Here is a 20,977-nt window from a genome sequence, read left to right on the forward strand (position 1 = left end):
CTAACGCTCCCTCGTGAGATATCGCTGCGTCAGGCTGATCGCGAGCACGATGAGGAACAGCAGGACCGAGATCGTTGCCCCACCCGAAATGTCCTGCTTGCCATAGCCCCGTTCGACCGCTTGAAAGACGAGCGTTGTGGTGCTGTCGAGAGGGCCACCATTGGTCATCACGTCGATCTGCGCAAAGAGCGCAAAGGCCTGCATCGTGATCACGATCAGCACCAGAACGGCGGTGTTGCGCAGGCCCGGCCACGTGACATAGCGGAACGTCTGCCACTTGCTGGCCCCTTCGATGGACGCCGCCTCGTACAGTGTGGGCGAGATTGTTTGCAGCCCGGCCAGCCAGATCACCATGTGAAAGCCGACCGCCTGCCAGATCGACATTGCCTTGATCGCCCCAAGCGCGGTATGGGGATCCCCCAACCAATCGCGCCCCTCGACCATGCCGAAACTGAGCGTTTGCAGGATCGCGTTGAACAGCCCCTGTTCGGCGTAAAGGAAGCGCCACAACAGCGAGACCACCACGATTGAGACCACAACTGGCATGAAATAGATCGCCCGATATACGTTGATGCCCCGCAGGCGCTGGTTGATCAGCAGCGCGAGGCACAGCGCCAGTCCGCCTTGCACCGGCGCGACCACCAGCACGAACATGAAGGTGTTGCGCAGGGACTTCCAAAAGACCACGTCCGAGGCCACGACGACCTTGGCCACATCGCCACTGTTCCAACGGAACCATTCGCGCATTCCGGCATATTGCGGATAGTCCGGGTTGTTGCGGGTATACGTGCGCACGCGGGGATGTTGGGCATTGCCGTCCGCATCCCGGATCACGGCACCTTTATCATCGCGCGTGGGCTCAATCCTGAGCACGCTGATGGCCAACAGGCTGCGGTAATTCTCGAGCCCGACAAACTCGGTCGGATTGGGTGAGATCAGCCGTTGGTTGGTCAGTGACAGGTAGAAGGCGAAAAAAAACGGCACCACGATAAACAGTGCCAGCAGACCGAAGCCCGGCAAGGCAAAGGCCCAACCTGCGCGATTGGAGGTGGTGAGTTTCGATGCCATCGGTTTTCGCCTTCGCAAAGGTGCCGGGGGCCCGCCGGAACGGTCCCCCGACGGGGAGGATCACTCGTGGCCGTAGCCGTCGTTCCGCTCGATATCGGTGTTGATCTCGTCAACGGCCGCATCCAGCGTGTCCGCCACATCCGCACCGTTGGAGATATCGGCCAGCGCCTTTTCAAAGACCTTGGCCGCGACCACATAGCCGGGCGTCACGGGGCGGACGAGCGCCTGCTCCGCAGACAGATCAAAGAAGACCTCAAGTGGGCCGCCCTCGGAATATGTCTGCGTCATCTCGGCCGCCCCGGGGGTTGCGGGGATCAGACCGGTCGTCGTTGCAAAGGCGGCAAGGTATTCATCTTGCAGCGCATATTCGATCCATGCATTTGCCCCTTCGGGATTTTCGCAGGTGGATGACACCCCGAACTGCCATGAGGCGGCCCCGATTGTGTTGCCATTGCCGAAATCGGGCGCGGGCAGAAAGACCACGTCCTCCACACCTTCGAGGGTCGTGGCCGCCGCCCAGTTGCCGTTCCAGGTGAACGCATATTTGCCGTCGATAAAGCCCGCATCGCGGTCCGCGGGATCCTGGCTGGTGCCGGGCGCATACCCACCGGCGAACAGCGCCTGCCACCACTCGCCAAATGCGATGGCGGCTTCGCCGTTCAGCACCCCTTCGGCGGATGCATAGGTGTCACGGTCGATGATGTCGCCACCGAAAGATTGCAGCAGCGGGCTGAAGGCATACGGGTACCATTCCCCGGTCCAGGCCATGCCCGGATCGAATGCGAATTCGTACTTGCCTGACGCTTTGGCCGCATCAAGCGCCCCCATGAATTCGTCGCGGGTCCAGGGTGCGTCCAAGGTCGGGGTGCGCAAACCCCAGGCGTCCAGATCCGACTGGCGCGCATAGATCGCAACGGCCGCGTCCCACAACCCGATGGAATAGAGCTCACCATTCCAGATGCCCTTGGTGCCGGGCAGGAAGTCAGCAATCAGGCTTTCGTCAATGTCGAGCGGCTGCATGTAGCCCGACCACGCCCAGTTCGGCATGACAGGGCCGTCGACGTCAATGATGCAGGGCAGATCACCAGCAAGGGCGGCGGCCACGACAGAGTCATTGTAACTGTCCTGCGGAAAGCTTTCGACAACGATGTTCCATTCGTCCTGCGCGGCGTTGAAATCTGTCACAATCCGGTTCAGCGTATCCGCCTCGCCCCGGTTGCCCGCGCCGTGGTACCACATCGGCACATCGGTCTGCGCTGACGCCACGGTGGTAAAGCAAGTCGTGCCCAACAGGGCCACTGCCAGAGTTGCTCTCAGTTTCATGTGATCGTCCTCCCTATTGACGAAAGTTTGGTGATGGGTGTCGGAATGTCGCGCACCGATGCGCGGTGATGCACCTGTCCGCTGACCAGAACCGGGCTATCGGGCATGTCGGTGCCGCCCCCGATTGCGTCCAGCAGGATCTGCGTCGCGCGAATGCCAATCGCGTGGTAGGGCAGATCGACGGAGGTCAGGGACGGGTAGAGCGTTTCGGTGATCATCCGGTAATTGTCGTAGCCCGCAATCGACATATCATCCGGCAAGGCCAGCCCGCGTGAGCGCAGAATGCCATAGGCGCGCATCGCCATGCGGTCGTTACCGAAACAGATGACGGTGGGCGGCTCAGACAGACTGAGCACCCGTTCGATGGCGTCCCAGAGCAGCTGTTCCTCGCCCTGTGCGTCGTCAGCGACGATGTCAGACGGGATATAAAGCGCGGGATCAGCGGCGATCCCTGCCGCACCCATCGCATCGCGGTAGCCCTTCGTGCGCAGGATCGTCGCATCGTGGCTTGCCGAAAGCGCGAGGTAGGCAATTCGGCGGTGACCCTTGGCGATCAGCTGTGTGACAAGGCTGAATTGGCCCTGATAGTCGTTGGGCAGGACAGCCGCCGTGCCCACATCGTCATAGCAGTTGGCCAGCACCAGCTTGGTCGAGCCCATGACCGGTGGCAGCGTCACTTTCTGGTGGTGATCGGCCACGTAAAGGATGCCTTCGACACGGTGCTCTTCAAAGGTACGGATCAGTTCGGGTACGCGGTCCATCTGCCCGCCGGTATCGGCAATCAGCAGCGTCTTTTTGCTGGCCTCCATCGCTTTCTGGACGCCCTGAACGATAAAGAGATCTGGAAGGCCCGATGCCTCCGACCGGTTCGGCGTCAACGAAATGGCCCCGGTGATCAGACCCACCAGCCCCGACCGGTTGGAGCGCATCGCCCGGGCCGCGGTCGAGGGCACGTAGCCCAACTGACCAATGGCCGCGTTGACCTTTTCCTTGGTCGCTTTCTTGACGGCGGCATCGCCGTTGATCACGCGGCTCACTGTTTTGGGCGAGACGCCTGACACCCGTGCAACATCGTAGATCGTCGCCAATGCAATGCCCTCCCAAGCTGATGTGGATGACGCAGAGAATCGTGATCGCGCCAAATGACACCGATGTCATGACCTCGGTGTCATAGCGATGTCAAAACTTTTCTGATCATCGTCAAGACCGGTTTGTCCGAGGAAAGTGCGAAGCTCTTAGATGGAACGCCAAGAACTGAAGGGCCTCAAGACACCTCGATGCGCATCAAAAATCCGACCACAAAACCCTCAGGGTCGTTTTATCTCCTCACGTTCCTGACGGCGTACATTGGCGCCACCTCGCCTTCGGTGCCTGTGCCCCATCCAGCGGGAACACCTCGAGGCCGTTTTTGCCTAGCGCGCATGTGGCACCTGCCTTGGATGTCGTCCTGAACCGCGGCATCACAGGAAAAGACAGAGAAGATGTAATCTGCGAAGAACGACGGTACGCGCCCCTATTAGGCACCTGTCACTCCTTCTATTTCAGGTTGGGCGTGCGTAAGTCCCGATTGTGTCGGATGAGTGAGTAAGCCAAAAAACTTCGCATCTAGACCCGGAACGCGCCAAGGAATGCTGCCAGCCTCGAGCTGGACTGTTATCCCCCCGACCACGGTCTTGGCACCCATGACGCGCGGATTGCGCTAGCGTGGGCGCGCATCGACCTCGTTGTCACCCTTGTTGGGAAGGATCGGCAGTGATGTCGGCCGCTGGAACCAGAACTGAGTGGGATTTGTCGCCAGATCCGCAATAAAGCCCTGCACCCCGCCAAGCCCCGTCAGCCGCGCGTCCTTGTTGATCTGATAATTGTGCTCGATCTGCTGATACACAAAATCGACAATTGGGGCGCTGACCGTGTCGGGGGTCCATGTTGTGCCATTCTCGGCTTGCCAATCGGCCAGATCCTGATCGCTGATGGTCGAACGGTGGGCCGCACCGGACGCCAATTCAGCATATATTTCCGCGCGCAGTGCCGCGCTGTCTCCGCCCCGATTCCATGACTGCGTAATGATGTAATCCACCACGTCGGTCATGTTGTAGGCATCGATAAGGTCGGACTGTTCGTCGCCCGTCATCAACAGATGCGAGAACGCGTCGTGCCAAGGCGGCAGGATGTTGGAGATATTGCCATCCGGATCATCGCCAAAGCTGCGCTGCAGAAACTCGCCTTGGAAATACCACGCGGGCATGACAGCGAAATACTGCGGCTCGAAGGTCGCACCAAAGCCGCCACCATCATCCGGCAGGGTTTGCGCCCCGCCCGGAAACGCTTCGACCGGGATCAATTCGGGCACGAACGCATCGCCGCTTTCGCCCGTTGCAATCGCGCGCGGATCGTCCAGCCACTCAACCGTTTGACCCTGGACGGTGCCTGTCTGGGTGGCGAAATTCTCGGGATTGTTCAGTGCGGCCACAATGGGGCGGTTTCGCCCGTAGGCCAGTTCATAATAATATCCGGTGATGGACTGTATGTCAGTGGGTTCGATCCCTGCGTCTATGATGTCCTGTTCGAGCGACGACACCAAGGGCGCGCCGGTGTCAGGCGCGATGGCGTTGGGATCAATGCCAGCCTCAGTGGTCAGCACCATGATCGGGTTCTCAAAAATCGTCCCGTCAAAGAACGCGTCGATAAACCCTTCGCGGTCGGTCTGGAACGCCAAGGCGCTCAGATCACTGCCGGGGTTCAGGTTGGGCACGCTGAAGCCCTTGGCGTCCAGATAGCCCGACATCAACCCCAGTGCGATTTCGCCATCACCGTGTTTGTGCCAGTAAAGCTTGCCATAGTCGTAAAGAAACGACGCCAGCCCTTCGATCGCCTGTTCGCTGCCGGCAGGCTCGGTCAACAGCGCATCCCACCGGTTTGCCATGTCGCCACGGACAGCCCCCAGCATCCCCTCGGATGCGATGTAGACAGTGATCATTTCAAAGGGAAAATCGCTGGCAAAACCTTCAGTCACAGGCCGGATGAGGGTGGTGGCAATGGGATAGGCCGCCCCGTCTGCATCCACCGCCTGCCAACTGTATTCGATGGTGCCGCCCTCTGCGATGATTTGATCAATCTGCTGCGGCAAGGCGCTGGCTTCGAAATCGGGCGCGGCACCATTGACCAGCACGTTGTCCCAATCCGAGGCGATGTGATCCAGCGTAGGCTGCACCCCATCGGAAAACAGCGGGTGCGTCACGCGGGTCGTGCGCGCACCGGGGGCGCGTTCGACGCCGTAGTTCTGGACCAGATCAGTGTTCTGGGGCAAATCGGTCTGCGCCAGCGCCTGCGCGCTCGGCTCAATCCCCGCCAATACAGCGTTCAAATCGCCGTTGCCGCTTTGGATCGCTTGCGAGGTGAAGGTCCCCCAATCGGTGATCGCAGTGTTCACCGCATCCGGGTCAGGAAAGAACGAACTCGCCTCTCGGATGAATTGCACGGAGTCAGGCTCTGCAACCGCGCTGATCGATGTGTCGGGCGTCTCACTCGTGTCCGTGACATCAAGGACGCCGTCCGCGTCTGCATCTAGGGATTGGGTGATGTCCGACTGCGCGACGCCTGCGGTCACAAGATCGCCAAACACGTCAATATCGGCCTGTGTCACGCCGTCGGGGTCAATCGCGCTGAACCCTTCATAGGCGGTGCGCAGATACAGTTCGGACTGCGCCGGGGTCAACGACAAAACCAAAGGCTCTGCCGGAGGGGTGCCAAGATCCTGAGCACCTGCGTCGGCCAGATAAGAGGCGGCGGCGACCCGATTGGCATTCAGGGTTTGGGCCAGATCAAGCCCTTCGGGCGAGCTGCTGAACGCGTCCACATAGAAGTCGGTGAGCGCCTGTATGCGCGGATTGCCCCCGAAATTGCCGACATTGGTGGAGCGAGCGTTGTTCAGAAACTGCTGCACACCCACGGCAAGGCCGCCCTCGCCCGGCAGTGTGCCATCGGCCTGTAACTGATCCAGCGACAGTTGCAGGGCGGCTGCCAGTTCCTCGCTTGCGAAACCGTCAAGCGCGGGGGCCGATCCGTCGCTGCGCTGGAAATCCACCCCGATGAACAGGGCAGCGTGCCCGATCACATCATGGGTGTTGTCGAAATCATAAAGCTCACCGGTAAAGTCACGCGCCGTCGTGACTTGAGTGCCATCCTGCGCAACCCCTTCGATTTCAATCCCGATCGCGTTCAGGCTGCGGTTCTGCGTGCCGCTGTCGATGATCGTGGACTGCAGACGATACGTGAAGTTGTCACCCTGCACCGGGGGGAGGTCGCCGTTCTCTTCCAGCATCGCTAGTGTCTCGCCAGAGATATCGCGCTGGCTGCTGATATCTGTGGGTTCGATCCCAAGGTCGGAACGCACATCGTCGGCGAGGCTGGAATTGGGCGGGGTCGTGCCGTCCGTAGGAGGCGTGGAGGAAGTACCAAAATTCTGGTTGCTCGGGAATTGGCCACCCTGAAAGAAGTTTGAAAAGTTGTCGCGGTAATCCTGTTGCGTGGACAACAGCGCCTCGAGGTCAAGGGAGACACCCGGCGCGAGGCTGTCATAGTCAAGCCCGCGCGAGCGCAACAGCCCATCGACCATCCAGTGTCCCACCGCGGCCGTGCCACGTGCAAGCGGCACCGACTGGAACAACAGCCATGAAAAATCGGCAACCCCATCCAGGAACTCCTGTGTGGTTTCGGCCCGCTGCAAGTTCGTGAATTGCCGATCAAGTTCCGGCATGATCTGGTCCAGCGCGCTGCTGTCTGGATGTGTGATCGACCCCAGCCTGAAGGTGCCGTCTTCGTTGAACACACCGTTGAGTTGGGACAGTCCAACCTCGGTCCCGCCGATGTTGATCGTGGGGCGCACGCTGGCAATCGAGGTACCATCAGCCTGTGCCACCAGCTCTTGCCCGGCGACCCGGTCTTGCAGCCGCCCTTGGTGCCCGATGTAGCGTCGCACCAGCAGCGGTGTGGTCAGCGTTGGTTGCTCAGAGGGGATTGCGCTGACGGTCTCGCCGTTGCGGTTCACGAATTCAACCGGCGTGTCGCTGTTGCGCAGCACGCCAAAGGCCGCGAAATTCGGATCGACCCCCTCGGCCATTTCGCCACGCGCATTGGCAAGGTTTCCAAAGACTGGTCCGAATTTAAGGCTGGCACCGCGCCCGTTTGCATCCTCAAGCGCGCCTTGCAGCGCTTGGGAGACGATGATGCTTTCGCTCGTGAACTGCGGATCAGGTGTGAAGCCGACAACCATGGGCGTGAAACGGACTTCGCTCGGCGTCACGCCAGCATCCGCCAGCCATTGGTTGAGTTCGGCCACCTGATCTGCTCCGATGTGACTGGGCAGCCAGTTTGTCGGTTCGTTTGCGGATGGGTCCAAAGATCCGGTGATATCGGGATAAGGCGTCAGCGATGTGATGTCCGTCGGATCAATTCCGATATCGATCAACTCTTGTTCCAGCGACGACAAAGGCCGTCCAAGTTCCTGGCCAAGCCGTGTGTCATTCCCGTCAAAGGACAGGTCAGGTGGGACGAATGTGGGTATATCCGGCTCTGTTATTGGATCCGGCGATATGTCCGGATCGGGCGTCGGCAGGATCGGGTCGACCGGATCGGCGACGTCGATCGGGTCGGTGCCAGGTTCTGGAACGCTATCGGGATTTTCCGGGGCGACATCTGTGTCGGTCGGTGTGGTGTCCGGCAACGTCTCATCAGGCACCGTCACTTCAGGTAGGCTGTTCTCGACGGTGTTGTCTTCGGCACCGATGGGCTCTGTTGTGATCGGCTCTGGCGTCGTTGGGTCGGTCAGCGCTGGCTCTGTTATGTCGGGCGGCGTTTCCGGTGTCTCGACCGGGGTCGTGTCTGGGTTGTTTGACTCCGGAGGCGTGGTCGGATCGGTCGGATTGGCCGTGTCATTGGGGACGCTCGGCGTATTGCTGAGACCGGGCAATGTGCCGGCTGCCAGTTCCGCTTCGGCTGCCGCCATCGCGTCGTTGAGGTTGGTGGTGCCGGTCAGCTGGACCGTCCGCACCTCGCCAAAGATGGTATAGTTGATCGAGAAACTGCCAAGACCCGTCTCAGTAGGGCTGAGATAGTTCACCGAAAAGCTGTCTCCCAATGGACGCTGGAAGGTGGTGTCCGGGGCATCAAGTCCGAGGAAGCCGCCCGCTTCATATTCGGCCCGGGCTTGTGCGTTGGCCGCAATCGGGTCGGATGTGTCCAGAGGCGCGCTCACGAACGTCCCGTCGCCGACATCACGGCGGGCAAACAAAGTGCCATCGGTCTCGACGATTTCAATTGCGGTGTTGTCAAAGAATGTCAGCGGGTTGCCCCCGACAGTGCGCCCTTCAAGCTGATTGTTGACCAAAAGAGCGGTAATTTGGGTATCGACCGGTGTATCGGTATCAAGCGATACGCTGCGCAAGACGCCATCGTCACCGGTGTAGCTGAAACTTTGGCCGTCTTCGGTGGTGGCAACGGATCCATCAACGCCTGCGACGGTGACGGCTTCGATTTCAGCGGGAGGTGTCTCGGGAGCAGGCGTTTCTGTTATCGGATCGGGCGCGATGTCAGGCGCGGTATTCTCAGGGGTGGCTTGGGGCGGAACAAAGCCGTCATCGTTGAACGTCACAGAGCCATCTGGATTGGTCTGAACCCGAGCAGCCACGTCATTCACTCTGGCCGGATCCAGCGCGCCGAGCCTGTCCAGTGCAGAGTTGTTGATCGGCGCGTTGGTGACGGCACCCGTGACGGCGCTGCTGCCCACAAAACTGGCCAGTTGGTCAGTCACGATCTGGGTGCCACCTCGGACGAACAATAATGCTTCTTCGATTTCTTCGGGCGTCGTGGCCGCGTCCAACCGTACCTTGCCATCGCTGATAGCAGCAACGCCTTCTGCAATCTGGGATGCGACAAATCCCAATTCGATCAATTCGGCCGGTGGGAAGAGCGCTTCAAAAACCATATCGATTGCCGCATCGGTCAGGAATTTGGTTGGATCCGCCAAGACAGACTGGATGAAAGTTGATACCGAACCAACCGCAACGTTCCCGATCATCAGCCCGACCTGAGTTCTAAATTCCGTCGAGTTGGGGTCAAGCTGCGCCAGCGCCCGAATTCCAGCCAAGTCTGCATTGAGCAGGCCTGTCTGGTAGGCCTCTCCGTTTTCGAACAACGCAACGGGATCGACAAACTCGCCAACCCGCGTCTGAATGTCATCCCAACGAAGCAAGAAATCTTCGTCCGATAGAATGAGATTGATGAGCTGCCCGTTTTGAAACTCTGCCTGCAATTCGGGATTGTCCGTCGCGGCGACAAGCCTTTCGATGAAACCTGCATTCTGCAGCACATCCGGGGAAACGATGAAATCCTTGTTGAATACAATTTCGAGAACCTCCGGAAGGGGCGCATCGGAGTCGAGTTCAAAGTCATCGATATGGAAACTCGTGAGTGCGGAAACGTTCGCATCGCCTTCGTCAAAAACTGTGCTGAGCGCGTTTTGTAATTTTTCGCTGACGGGTCCACCACCGGCATAATCCCACATCTCTGCCAAGAACCCGGTGACGACAAATCCATCCCCATCGACATCCCGCTGCTCGCCAGTCAGCGTCCGCAGTCCTTCGGCCTCGGCCAAAACGAACACGTCCCGCACGAAGTCGTTGACCTCGTCCTGGGTCATTTCGTTGAGTTGGGTGAAAACATCAGCGTAGAGCAGTTGCTCTTGTTGCCCGGCCAAGCTGTATTTGCCGACAATAGCAGAATAAAGCGCGCGTTGACCCGGTGTAAGCGTCGACAGCACCTCGGCGCTAAGAGGCCCTTGACTGGTATCGACGTTTCCGAGTGTCTGAGACAGATCAAGTGAAGCCTGCAATTGCCCCGTTTGTTCCGGCAGGATGATCGGGTCGACCGGATTTGCCTCTTCCGGCGTCAGCGCGCGTTCTTGGGACGTATCATCGGTGGCCGGGTTGTGGTTGAACGCGAAGTTTTCGACGCCTTCATCATCGCGGATGTAGTAGTTGTAGGATCCGTTATCGGCCAATTCGATCCGTCCTGTATCAGTGCCATGACGGTCGAGCAGCGCAATCGGCACCCGCGCGGCCCCTTCTGCACCGTCTTCGTAAACGATGATCAACCGCTCATTCTGATTGAAGGGATTGCGCCCTTCGACTTCGCCGTCGAGGTTGTTGAAGAACACCTGCACCGGATTGCTGCCGGTAAAGCCTTCGATGGTTTGAAGCGCGCCGGGGAAAGCTTCGAGCAGGGCGTTGCCGACCCCGTCCCCGTTGTTGACCGCATCCGAAAAGTCGATGATGACCGACGCACCCGTGAACAACGCGGCGGGAAGATTGACGTTGCTGGGGTTCAGCAGCGGCGTGTTCTCAATGAACTCAGGCGCTTGTGTGAACAGCCCTTGGGTGGTCAGGAACCCTGCGGTGGCTGTCAAGATGCCCGACAACTCACCGCTTTCGATTGCGGCCCCGATCCGCGCGGCGTCCGCCCCGCCCAGAAGCAGCTGTTGCGTCCCGTCGCTGGACACGGACGCGCCAAGCAGGAACACCCCTTCGGCGATCTCGAATGCGGAGCCGGATTCCAACCCATCTACAATCATGATCCCGGCCTCGACCGAGTCCGAAAGCTTCGCAAAATCAAGTGGCAGGGTGTCCAATCCGGCAAGGCCTTGCGCCTCAAGCCCGGCCGCCGTCAGGAACAGGTTTTGGGTGAAGTTTTCCCAATCCCCATCAATGGCAGCCGCAGTGCCGCGCAGCGCAGGGGCCACCCATTTGGGTGCAAGCGTTTGTCCACTTCCGGACAATCCACCCCCTGCCGACGCAACCGAGGCTGCCGTAAGCAGTGCGTTCTGAAACGACAGGTTGTCATTGGCCGCATCATAGACAAACTTCGTCACCGCGCCCGCGATGGCCGCAGGTGGGAAAAACGCGCCAACAATCATCAATACCGAGCTGATAAAGCCAAGCGCCGCCAGCTTGGTCCGCACTTCGGGCGGGATGGACTGCAAGGTGGTGATCCCACCCTCTCCATCCGACACATAGATGGACTCGAGGTTGTCGGCATCGCCCGTCAGGTTAATCTGGGCAAGGATACTGCCGTCTTCATCATAGGCGACCAGCTTGTCGCCATCGATCATCGTCCAACCTTCACCGACAAGGCGGGCATCCATGCGCGGCTGGTTCAGAACGACGACATCGTTTTCGTAGATCTCGTCCCCGTTGGCCCACATCCATGAGGCGGCACTGTCCTCAAGGCTGAAATCGCCGCGAAAATCAGGGCCGACCTCGATATAGTCATTGTCATCACCGGGCCGGATGATGTTGCCCACAGCCTCTCCGTTAAACGTCAGGCTGTCCTCGCCGTCGCCCCCGAAAATCGCGCTGTAGCTCAGCGTCGAGCCGTTGTTGGCCACAAAGGTTCCGTCGGTATCGTCAAAGAAAAACGTGCTGCCCGTGACATTCGCACCGGCCTGCAATTCGACCCGGATTTCGCCATTGCCTTGCAGCGAGAACCCGTAGGTGTCGCCGGGCCCGAACAGCACGATGTTTTCGCCGTCATCGGTGAACTGGAAGCTTTGGTTCGTCTCGCCGCTATAGCTGACGATCGACGCGTTTTCCGAACTGGATACGACGTCTTCGATACGCAGCCGTGTGCTGTCGTCAGCCACCACCTGAATGGACCCGCTGCCGGGCCGCAGGATGCCGCCAGTTGCGCCGGTGGTCACGTAGTTCAGATCACCCGCCCCGCTGATGATCCTGTTGCCGGAACCGCCCTCTTCGATCACCGTCAGGTTGCCCAAGTTCGATACGTTATCGACGTTTTCATTCTGCGCGTTGATCAGGAAGGTGGTTGTCGTGCCCGCAACCGCGTCCGGGGCGAAGGTGTCAATGGCCGAGCGGGCCAGCCCGCTGCCGAAGTCATTGAAGAACGACTCGCGCTTGTTTTGATCAAGGTTGTAGCCGTAGCCCAGATTCTGGCCGCTATCTGTCACAAGTCCTGGCGTGTTGCGGCGTCGGTCGGGGGCAAACTCCTCGGTCAGGCCAAGCACAGACAGGACCTGATCGCGGCCCTCCTCCCCCACGACATCAAAGGTGCGGTCCAGATTGGGAGCAACCCTGATAGCGGTGCTGAGATAGTCACCGTCATCGCGTTCCAGCAAGAGGCGGGTGCGATTGCCACGCCCGTTTCCTTCACGCGGAACCCTGATATCGCTTAGAAAACTGCCGATATTGTCGGAATCGATCCGTTCGTCGATCCAGGCCGTAAAGGGCGTTTCATCGCCCCCATCGACGCGCACATCGACCGATCCACCACGCCCATCACCCGGGTCGAAACGCACGCTCACCGCAGGGTGTTTGATCATCGTCCAGGTCAGCAGGATTTCCATAAATGACGCATCATCACCGCGGGCCAACTGGTTGACCGCCGCAAGCTGCGCTGCGTCCGGCCCGGTGGCCAGATCGAAATCGCGGGCGAGGTTAGCTTCGATCTCGGCAAAGGATTGATTGCCGATTGCGCGCAGCTCCAACTCGGGGGCCGTGGCGATATCGAGGCGCCCACCGCCATTGGCCAATACCTGTTCCAGACCGGCCATGATCGTCAAATCGTTGGCCCAGGTTTCAAATTGCGTGTTGGAGATGAAACCCGAACTGAGCCAGGTGAGCATCTGCATCATCGCATTCTCATAGTCGCCCGGGACGGCACCCTCGGGGATTTCGAGGTCAAAGGGCAGATTGTCGATCAGCAAGGGGGCAGTTGCGCTGGCGTCCAGCGGCTCATCATTGGGGCGTGCAGTGATTGGGTCAGGGCGTGGGATGCCTGCGGCGCGGGTTTCACGCCCCTCATCGCTGGTCCACAGGACGGTGTTGTTTTCCACGTCCACCAAGGCCAGGGCCCCGTCATCGCTGAGTGTCAGCTTGAACTCGCGAAATGCCTCACCGTCATTATGGTTGGTGCGGCTTGACCAGACCGCGTTCTCGGGCAGGGTCGGCCCGTTCTCGTAAATGACCAGATTGCCATCAGCCTGGATCGCAAGCGTGCCTTGCACCGCGTCTCCGCCCGTGCCGGTATCCCAGATCGGTTGGGGTCCACCTTCGGCCTGCAGGTCATAAATCACCAGATTGCCGTCGAACTGGAATAGGGCGCGGTAGCGGCCGTTTTCGCTGTCCAGGTATTGGTTGGCTTCCAGGTTGGACCAGGATGCCTCGGACCCGATCAGCGTTTCGGGATAGCCCGCCCCCCCTTCGCGCAACACCTGAAATTCCCGCCCATCGTCAAGCAAAACGGTGCCCTGCCCCGTACTGGAATAGGCACCGCGATTGTCGATCCAGACATCTTCGATGACCATATCGTCGTCGATCACGATAACGCCGTGACCGTTCCGGTTGTCATCGCGAAACACGAAACGGGGTACGGGAACTTCGGCGGCTGCGCCGGGCGCGAGGGGGCGTCCTTCGTGACGGCCTATGTTGATCCAGTGTTCCGCCGCCTTTTCAGTGTCCGTTCCAAAGGCCTCGACCAGATCGGCATTCGCCTCCAGATAGGATTGGGCGGAAAAGGCGGGCACCCGGTTTTCGCCAAGCCCGTTGTTCTCGAAATGATTACGCGCGGCATCATCGTCTGCGCCCAGGGCGTTCATCAGGTCGGGATAGGTCGCGATATATTCCAACGCCTGCGTGTCGTTCCAGTCATCCGCAATCCGGTCCGCCCGGCTAAGCCGATTGCCCGATGACCACAGCGGGGTCCGCACAAGGCTATCCACCAATGTCAACGCTCCGTTGTCCTCGAGCACAAGTTCGTAGTCGCGCGCCGCCATCTCACCCTTGGGGTCAGTGCGCGATGACCATTCGACATCGCCTCCTTGACTGAGGATTACGAGATTGCCGTCCCCTTGAATTCGGAATGTCCCACCGGCGGCGTCTCCGTCGGTGCCGCTGTCCCACAGAACCGCGTCGGATCCGGATTTCGTGGTATCAGTGACCACCAGATTGCCGTCCGCCTGAAACGTCGCGGTGTAGCGCCCGTTGGCTGACACCAAACTGTCCCCGGCTGTCAGATCACCATTGGTTGCGACATGGGTACGCGCAGGCGGAGGCGGCGGCGCGGCCCCTTCAAGCGGGACGTTCGGGAGGGTTTGCCCATTCAGGTCAGTATTCGGGTCGACATTGAAGTTCACCGAGACATCGTTGGGCATGGCCACGCTCCTGTTGTTGCGAGAAGTGTCGTGGATGATGGCCGCTCAAAGCTATGTCAGCTGGCTACGTAGCAATCTACGTGACCCGCACATGACTGCGCAGATGGGTGCCCCGGCTGGCCACCGTCATGATGCAGGGAGGTCTAAAGTGCACACTCAAGCCGTTGCTTGATCTTGCCGCGTAAACGGCTTTCATCTCCGTTCCCTGCCGCGCCCATTCAGGGCACTTTATTTAGCCGCTTCAAGCGCCGCGCGCAGCGTGTCGCGGTCCCCGATTTGATTGGCCAGAATGAGGATCAGCCGTGCATTGAACGCCATGCTCTGTGCTTGAGACAAACCCTCATGCGCTTTCAACAGCGCGTCATAGAAGCCATCGGGGTCAGGAATATTAGGCTCAAGCGTCAACATGGGATCCCTCCCGCGCCAAGGCTTTGGCAAGTGCGGCATCAACCGCCTTTCGGTCATAGGAAGGCCAGCGTCCGACAATGTGCTGATCAGGACGGATCAGGTAAATCGCGCGCGCAGCATCGCCCATATAACGCGATCGCACTCCGTCAGACGGGTCTGGTATATCGACGACGCGCAAGGGGCCGTGTTCAGGCGCGCCGCTTCCCAAGACCAGAACGGCGAAGTCTCCACCAAGGTGATCCAGCAAGAACCCCTCGCCCATCTGCGCATCCGGGCAGGCGGCACCGGGCCGCGTTGCCACCGGACCTTGCAATGCGTCAGGGCCGAAATGAGGGAACCCGTCATAGACACTGGGCACCGACAAGCGACCCGAGTTCACCAGCGGACGCGCAAATGCGTGGCACCCTGCAAGGTCGAGCACGGCGTCGCGAAACAAGCGGCTGATCTCGTTCTTGGGGGTCATGAAGTCTGTCGCACGCGATGAATTCAGGATGTTCTCATCCGCCGCGAAAGCCCGTTCGGCGTGGTAACTGTCCAGCAAGGTTTCATCGGCTTGCCCTTTCAGAACGGCATCCAGCTTCCATGCAAGGTTTTCGGCGTCCTGCACACCCGAATTTGCACCGCGCGCACCAAAGGGCGACACCTGATGGGCACTGTCACCGGCAAAGAACACCGGCCCGTGCCGGAAGTGCTTCATCCGGCGGCACTGAAAGGTGTAGATTGACGTCCAAACCAGATCGTAGTCGGGCACGTGCCCGGTCTGGCTGGACAACATGGCGTCCACGCGGGCGCGAATGCGGTCTTCTTGCAGCTCCCTGTCGCGGTCGATATCCCAGCCAAGCTGAAAATCGATGCGCCAGACATCGTCGGGCTGTTTGTGCAAAAGGGCGGATTGTCCGCTGTCCTTGAAGGGCGGTTCGAACCAGAACCAGCGTTCGGTCGGGAAATCGGCCGTCATACGGACGTCCGCGATCAGGAAGTTATCCTCGAACACACGGCCATCGAAATCGAGCCCCATCATGTCCCGGATGGGCGAGCGCGCACCGTCGCAGGCAATCACATAATCCGCTTCGACTTGATACGGACCATCGGGCGTATCGACGTCGATGACTGCGCCGCTGCCTTGCACCGTGACGCCTGTCACCGCATTCCTGCCACGTATTTCAATCGGAGCTCCGTGCGCTTGTGCCGTTCGGATCTCATCGACGAGGTAGCGTTCGAAATAGGGCTGTTGCAGGTTGATGAATGCCGGGTTGCGATGACCCTCTTCAGGCAGCAGGTCAAAAGCGAAAAGCTGGTTGTCACCGTGAAAGACACGTCCCACATTCCAGACCACGCCTTTGTCGACCATCGATTCCCCTGCCCCCAGACGGTGCGCAATGTCGAGCGTGCGCTTGGCAAAGCAGATCGCCTTGCTGCCCTGCCCGGCCCCTTCGTGATCGTCCAGGACAAGAGCCGGTGTCCCTTTTTTCCCGAGGTCCAGAGCCAGCGCCAGACCGACCGGCCCGCCACCGACAATCACCACAGGGTGCCGAACCGGCGCCGCCGACTGTGCCGGGACCTTTTCGTAGGGGTAAAGTGTGAAGGCTGTCTTGTAGCGTTCGGCCACCATGGTCTGTCCTCCTGATGCGTTAGCCCTGAAGTGCGGCCCACATTTCGAGATCACGCGTGTCCGTCCAGATGCGGGGATGTGCAATGCCACGGGCTTCGTCATAGGCGCGCGCGACGTTGAACGGCAGGCAGTGTTCATAGATGGCGTAGTCCTTGAACTTCGGATCGCAAGCCGCGCGCACGGCGTCCCAGGCCTCTTTCAACGATCCGCCACGGGCCGCGACGCGTGCCGCAGGCTCGTAGGTGGAGGTCACGAAATCGCGGGTGCTTTCGATGGCGCGTTCGACCGCGTCCTTGCCGACCAATGCCTCGCCGCGGCCCGGCGCAATTGCATCGACGTCATAGGACGTGATCGCATCCAGCGTGTTGCCCCAATCCGCAAAATGCCCGTCGCCGCAATAGCAGGCGGAGTGATCCTCAACGATGTCGCCGGTGAACATCACGTTCTCGTCCGGCACGTGGATCACCGCATCGCCCGCTGTATGGGCGCGCCCGATATGTTTGATATCGACACGGCGTTTGCCCAAGTAGACCGTCATGCTGTCGCTGAAGGTGGTGGTCGGATAGGTCAGGCCCGGAATGCTTTCATGCCCTTCAAACAGACGGGGAAAGCGTTGGAATTCACTGTCCCAGTCTTCCTGTCCGCGTTCTTCGACCATGCCGCGGGCCGCATCCGACATGATGATCTGATCCGCCCCGTAGGCCGACGCCCCGAGCACACGCACCGCATGGTAATGGGTCAATACCAGATGGCTGATCGGTTTATCGGTGATGCTGCGCACCTTTTCGATGACCTTTTCAGCCAGACGCGGGGTGGCCTGCGCCTCTACGATCATCACGCTGTCGTCGCCGATGATCACACCCGAGTTCGGATCCCCTTCGGCGGTAAAGGCCCACAAATCACGCCCTACCTCGTCAAAGGTGATCTTTTTCTCGGTCAGGTCGCCTTGGGATGCGAATGCTTTTGCCATTGGTCTTATCCTTTGAATGGGTCGTCGAGGGCAGGCAGCAGCGTTCCCACGCAGTCGCCAAACCCGATTTGATAGCCGTCACCATATGCCGCCCCGTGCAGTGCAAGCGTATCACCGTCTTCGATAAAGCTGCGCTGGCCCGATTTCGTCTCAAGCGGTTCCTTTCCACCCCAGCTGAGTTCCAGAAGCGAGCCGCGATTGCCCCGTTCCGGCCCTGAGATCGTGCCGGACCCCAGAAGGTCCCCGACCCGCATCGGGCAGCCGGATATGGTGTGATGGGCCAGCTGCTGGGCGGCGGAATAGTAAAGCTCGTTATAGTTGGTCCGCGCAATCGTTTCGCCATTCAGCGTGACCGACAGCGGAATATCATACAGCATTGGCCCGGTGTCACGCAGGTGCGGCAACAGCTCTTTCTCGCGCGCGGGCGTGTCGCAGCGGAAGGGTTCGAGGGCCGCCTTGGTCACGATCCACGGGCTGATTGAGGTGGCGGTCGCCTTGGCCTGAAACGGCCCCAACGGCTGGTATTCCCACGCTTGGATGTCCCGCGCCGACCAGTCGTTCAGCAACACGTAGCCAAAGATATTGGCGTTGGCCTGATCCACCGAAATTGGCCCGTCCGAGGGCTGACCCACGATGGCCCCCATCTCGAGCTCGATATCGAAACGCTGCGAGGGAGCCCAACGCGGCGCGGCATCATTGGGGCCTTTCAACTGACCCCACGGCCGGCGGATATCCGTACCGGACAGCAGGACGGATGAGGCGCGCCCGTTATAGCCAATCGGAATATGCAGCCAATTCGGCGGCAGTGCATTTTCAGCGCCGCGAAACATGGTCCCGACATTGGTGGCGTGGTGCCGTCCCGCATAGAAATCGGTGTATTCCGCGACAGTCACCGGCATCGACAACCGCGCGCTCTCCAGCGGGTGGAGATATTTCGCAGCCGCCTCTTGGTCTGCGGATCCTTCAGCCAGGATTTTGGTCAGACGCGTCCGGAAAGCGGCCCATATCTGAGGCCCATATTCCATCAACCCGTTCCATACACCGGTTCCGGCAATACTCAGTCTGTCGATATCAACAAGGCCATCAGCCTCAGCCGCATGAACATCAAAAAGCTGATCCCCGATGGCGACACAGCAACGTGGATTCTCTTCGCCCTCCGGAATGTACGCCCCATAAGGCAGGTTGTTCAAAGGAAAGGGCGTTTGCGCGCTGTTCGCAGTTTCGACCCAGGAGCGGAGCAATGTCATGATGTGGAGTCTTTCTGATGTTCGGGTTTGGCCGCTTGAAAGGCGGGCAGCGCAAGGCAGCGTGCCTCGATCCCTTGAAGGCGGGGGTAAGGGGAAAGATCGACGCCCCATCGGTGCGCATTATAGGCCTGTGCAACAAGGCAGATGTCGGCAAGGCTGGGTGTGTCGCCAAAGCTGAATGGCGTGTCCCGTGCGATCAGCGCGTCAAAGGCGGCAAAGCCTTGACGCATCCAGTCCTGCATCCATGCAATGCCTGTCGCTTCGTCCGAAAGGCCGCGCACCTTTTTGACGACCTTGAGGTTGTTGACGGGATGCACGTCCGTGGCAAAGACCATCGCGGCGGCCAGCACCTGCGCGCGCAAGGTCAGATCGTCACGCGGCAGCAGCGCGGGATTGGGCACCAGATGATCCAGATAATCGAGGATCGCCATGGATTGCGTGATTACGTGCCCCTCATCCGTGATCAGGGTTGGCACCCCTTTGATCGGGTTCAGCGCCGCGTAGTCATCGGATGCCTGTACCCCCGCCACGAGGTCCACGGCGACCGTCTCGTAAGCGACACCCTTCAGGTGAAGCGCGATGCGGACCCGGTAAGACGTGGTCGAGCGCCAGTAGGAATAGAGTTTCATTTCTTGCCCGGCGTCCCGTCGAATTTCTTTTCCAGGTCCGACCAGCAGTCGATGTAGTCGTCCTGCAGCGGGGCTTCATGTGCGGCAAACTCGGTCAGGTGCTGCGGAAAGCGGGTTTCGAACATGAACGACATCGTATTGGCCAGATAGTCGGGGCCAAGGTTCGCATTCGACGCCCCTTCAAACGCCGTCTTGTCGGGACCGTGGGGCAGCATCATGTTGTGAAGCGACATCCCACCCGGCACGAACCCCTTGGGCTTGGCGTCATACACGCCATGGATATTGCCCATCAGTTCGGACATGACGTTCTTGTGGTACCATGGCGGCCGGAACGTATCCTCGGCCACCATCCAGCGGTCGCGGAACAGGACAAAGTCGATATTGGCGGTCCCCTCGACCCCGGACGGGGCTGTCAGGACCGTGAAAATCGACGGGTCCGGGTGGTCAAACAGGATCGCACCGACCGGGCAATAGGTGCGCAGGTCGTATTTGCACGGCGCATAGTTTCCATGCCACGCGACCACGTCGAGCGGGCTATGCCCAATCTTGGTTTCGTGAAACTGACCGGCCCATTTGATTGTGACGGTGCTGGGTGCGTCGCGATCCTCAAAGGCCGCAACGGGCGTTTTGAAGTCGCGCGGGTTGGCCATGCAGTTGGCTCCAATCGGCCCGCGCCCGGGCAATTCGTATTTCTGACCGTAGTTTTCGCACACAAAGCCGCGGCATGGCCCCTCAAGCACTTCGACCCGGTAGACCAGCCCGCGTGGAATGATGGCGATTTCCTGCGGCTCAATATCAATCACTCCCAACTCGGTGGCGAAACGGAGCCGTCCTTCCTGCGGCACCACCAAAAGCTCACTGTCGGCAGAGTAGAAATACGCATCAATCATGCTTTCAGTGACAAGGTAGATATGGCTGGCCATGCCGACCTGGGTGTTTACATCCCCCGCCGTCGTCATGGTGCGCATCCCCGTCAGCCATGTCAGCCCGTCCTTCGAATGGGGCACCGGATCCCACCGGTACTGGCCGAGTGAGGTCACATCGGGGTTCACGTGAGGTGCGGATTTCCAGTAGGGCAGATCGATCTTTTTGAACCGGTGCGTGTGCTTGACCGAAGGGCGGATGCGATAACACCACGTGCGTTCGTTCTGGTGGCTGGGCGCGGTGAAGGCGGTGCCGGACAGCTGCTCTCCGTAAAGGCCATAGTTCACCTTTTGTGGCGAATTCATACCTTGGGGCAGCGCGCCGGGCAGCGCCTCGGTTTCGAAATCATTTCCAAATCCGGGCATATAACCCGGAGAGGTGCCAACGGGCGTTGCCGCAGACTGCAAGGCTTTTGGTGCACTATCCTTGTTCATAGTCATGATCCTCTATGCAACGGTTGCGTTCGTAATTGTTGCTTTTGTAACCATCAACGATCGTTCTGCTCAGATATCAGGAAATTTGATCGTCGGTTGGCCATCAGGTTTGACACCTCTGGCCACAAGTCCCCCCGGGCGC

The 20,977-nt window shown here is 59.8% G+C and carries 10 protein-coding genes; all 10 read right to left on the minus strand.

Going from position 1 to position 20,977, the window contains the following annotated elements:
• The gene (locus tag Q0908_RS12660) at positions 1–1,068 is read right to left on the minus strand and encodes a sugar ABC transporter permease (RefSeq protein WP_299284788.1); all 1,068 of its coding nucleotides are present in this window, start codon (positions 1,066–1,068) and stop codon (positions 1–3) included.
• A 60-nt stretch (positions 1,069–1,128) separates the two neighbouring features.
• Complete coding sequence (locus tag Q0908_RS12665) at positions 1,129–2,391, minus strand: extracellular solute-binding protein (protein ID WP_299284791.1); 1,263 nt, start codon at positions 2,389–2,391, stop codon at positions 1,129–1,131.
• On the minus strand, positions 2,388–3,479 hold the full coding sequence (locus tag Q0908_RS12670; RefSeq protein WP_299284794.1) for a LacI family DNA-binding transcriptional regulator: 1,092 nt from the start codon (positions 3,477–3,479) through the stop codon (positions 2,388–2,390). Before Q0908_RS12670 ends, Q0908_RS12665 begins: the two co-directional genes overlap by 4 nt.
• A gap of 611 nt (positions 3,480–4,090) precedes the next feature.
• Positions 4,091–14,611 carry a hypothetical protein gene (locus tag Q0908_RS12675; RefSeq protein ID WP_299284797.1) on the minus strand — a complete coding sequence of 3,507 codons (10,521 nt, stop codon included), beginning with the start codon at positions 14,609–14,611 and terminating at the stop codon, positions 4,091–4,093.
• A 228-nt stretch (positions 14,612–14,839) separates the two neighbouring features.
• Complete coding sequence (locus Q0908_RS12680) at positions 14,840–15,019, minus strand: DUF2783 domain-containing protein (RefSeq protein WP_299284801.1); 180 nt, start codon at positions 15,017–15,019, stop codon at positions 14,840–14,842.
• Positions 15,006–16,631: an FAD-dependent oxidoreductase gene (locus tag Q0908_RS12685; RefSeq protein WP_299284804.1), complete on the minus strand. Its 1,626-nt coding sequence runs from the start codon at positions 16,629–16,631 to the stop codon at positions 15,006–15,008. The genes Q0908_RS12680 and Q0908_RS12685 overlap by 14 nt, the downstream gene beginning before the upstream one ends.
• A gap of 19 nt (positions 16,632–16,650) precedes the next feature.
• Positions 16,651–17,601, minus strand: a complete 951-nt coding sequence (locus tag Q0908_RS12690; protein ID WP_299284806.1) for an MBL fold metallo-hydrolase — start codon at positions 17,599–17,601, stop codon at positions 16,651–16,653.
• Between the two features lie 5 nt (positions 17,602–17,606).
• Entirely contained in the window at positions 17,607–18,848 is a 1,242-nt protein-coding gene (gene fahA / locus Q0908_RS12695) for a fumarylacetoacetase (RefSeq protein WP_299284809.1), read from the minus strand.
• Positions 18,845–19,477 (minus strand): maleylacetoacetate isomerase, encoded by a 633-nt coding sequence (maiA, locus tag Q0908_RS12700; protein ID WP_299284812.1) that lies wholly within the window; start codon positions 19,475–19,477, stop codon positions 18,845–18,847. The genes fahA and maiA overlap by 4 nt, the downstream gene beginning before the upstream one ends.
• Positions 19,474–20,835, minus strand: a complete 1,362-nt coding sequence (gene hmgA / locus Q0908_RS12705) for a homogentisate 1,2-dioxygenase (protein ID WP_299284815.1) — start codon at positions 20,833–20,835, stop codon at positions 19,474–19,476. Before hmgA ends, maiA begins: the two co-directional genes overlap by 4 nt.
• Positions 20,836–20,977: the final 142 nt, after the last annotated feature.

Source organism: uncultured Tateyamaria sp., assembly GCF_947494755.1.
Lineage (GTDB): Bacteria > Pseudomonadota > Alphaproteobacteria > Rhodobacterales > Rhodobacteraceae > Tateyamaria.

What these genes read in the sequence shown, in the direction of transcription:
- Q0908_RS12675 (WP_299284797.1), bottom strand. Translation starts at nt 14,611, where the DNA reads ATGCCCAACGATGTCTCGGTGAACTTCAATGTCGACCCGAATACTGAC.
- Q0908_RS12685 (WP_299284804.1), bottom strand. Translation starts at nt 16,631, where the DNA reads ATGGTGGCCGAACGCTACAAGACAGCCTTCACACTTTACCCCTACGAA.
- Q0908_RS12680 (WP_299284801.1), bottom strand. Translation starts at nt 15,019, where the DNA reads ATGTTGACGCTTGAGCCTAATATTCCTGACCCCGATGGCTTCTATGAC.
- Q0908_RS12660 (WP_299284788.1), bottom strand. Translation starts at nt 1,068, where the DNA reads ATGGCATCGAAACTCACCACCTCCAATCGCGCAGGTTGGGCCTTTGCC.
- maiA (WP_299284812.1), bottom strand. Translation starts at nt 19,477, where the DNA reads ATGAAACTCTATTCCTACTGGCGCTCGACCACGTCTTACCGGGTCCGC.
- Q0908_RS12690 (WP_299284806.1), bottom strand. Translation starts at nt 17,601, where the DNA reads ATGGCAAAAGCATTCGCATCCCAAGGCGACCTGACCGAGAAAAAGATC.
- Q0908_RS12665 (WP_299284791.1), bottom strand. Translation starts at nt 2,391, where the DNA reads ATGAAACTGAGAGCAACTCTGGCAGTGGCCCTGTTGGGCACGACTTGC.
- fahA (WP_299284809.1), bottom strand. Translation starts at nt 18,848, where the DNA reads ATGACATTGCTCCGCTCCTGGGTCGAAACTGCGAACAGCGCGCAAACG.
- hmgA (WP_299284815.1), bottom strand. Translation starts at nt 20,835, where the DNA reads ATGAACAAGGATAGTGCACCAAAAGCCTTGCAGTCTGCGGCAACGCCC.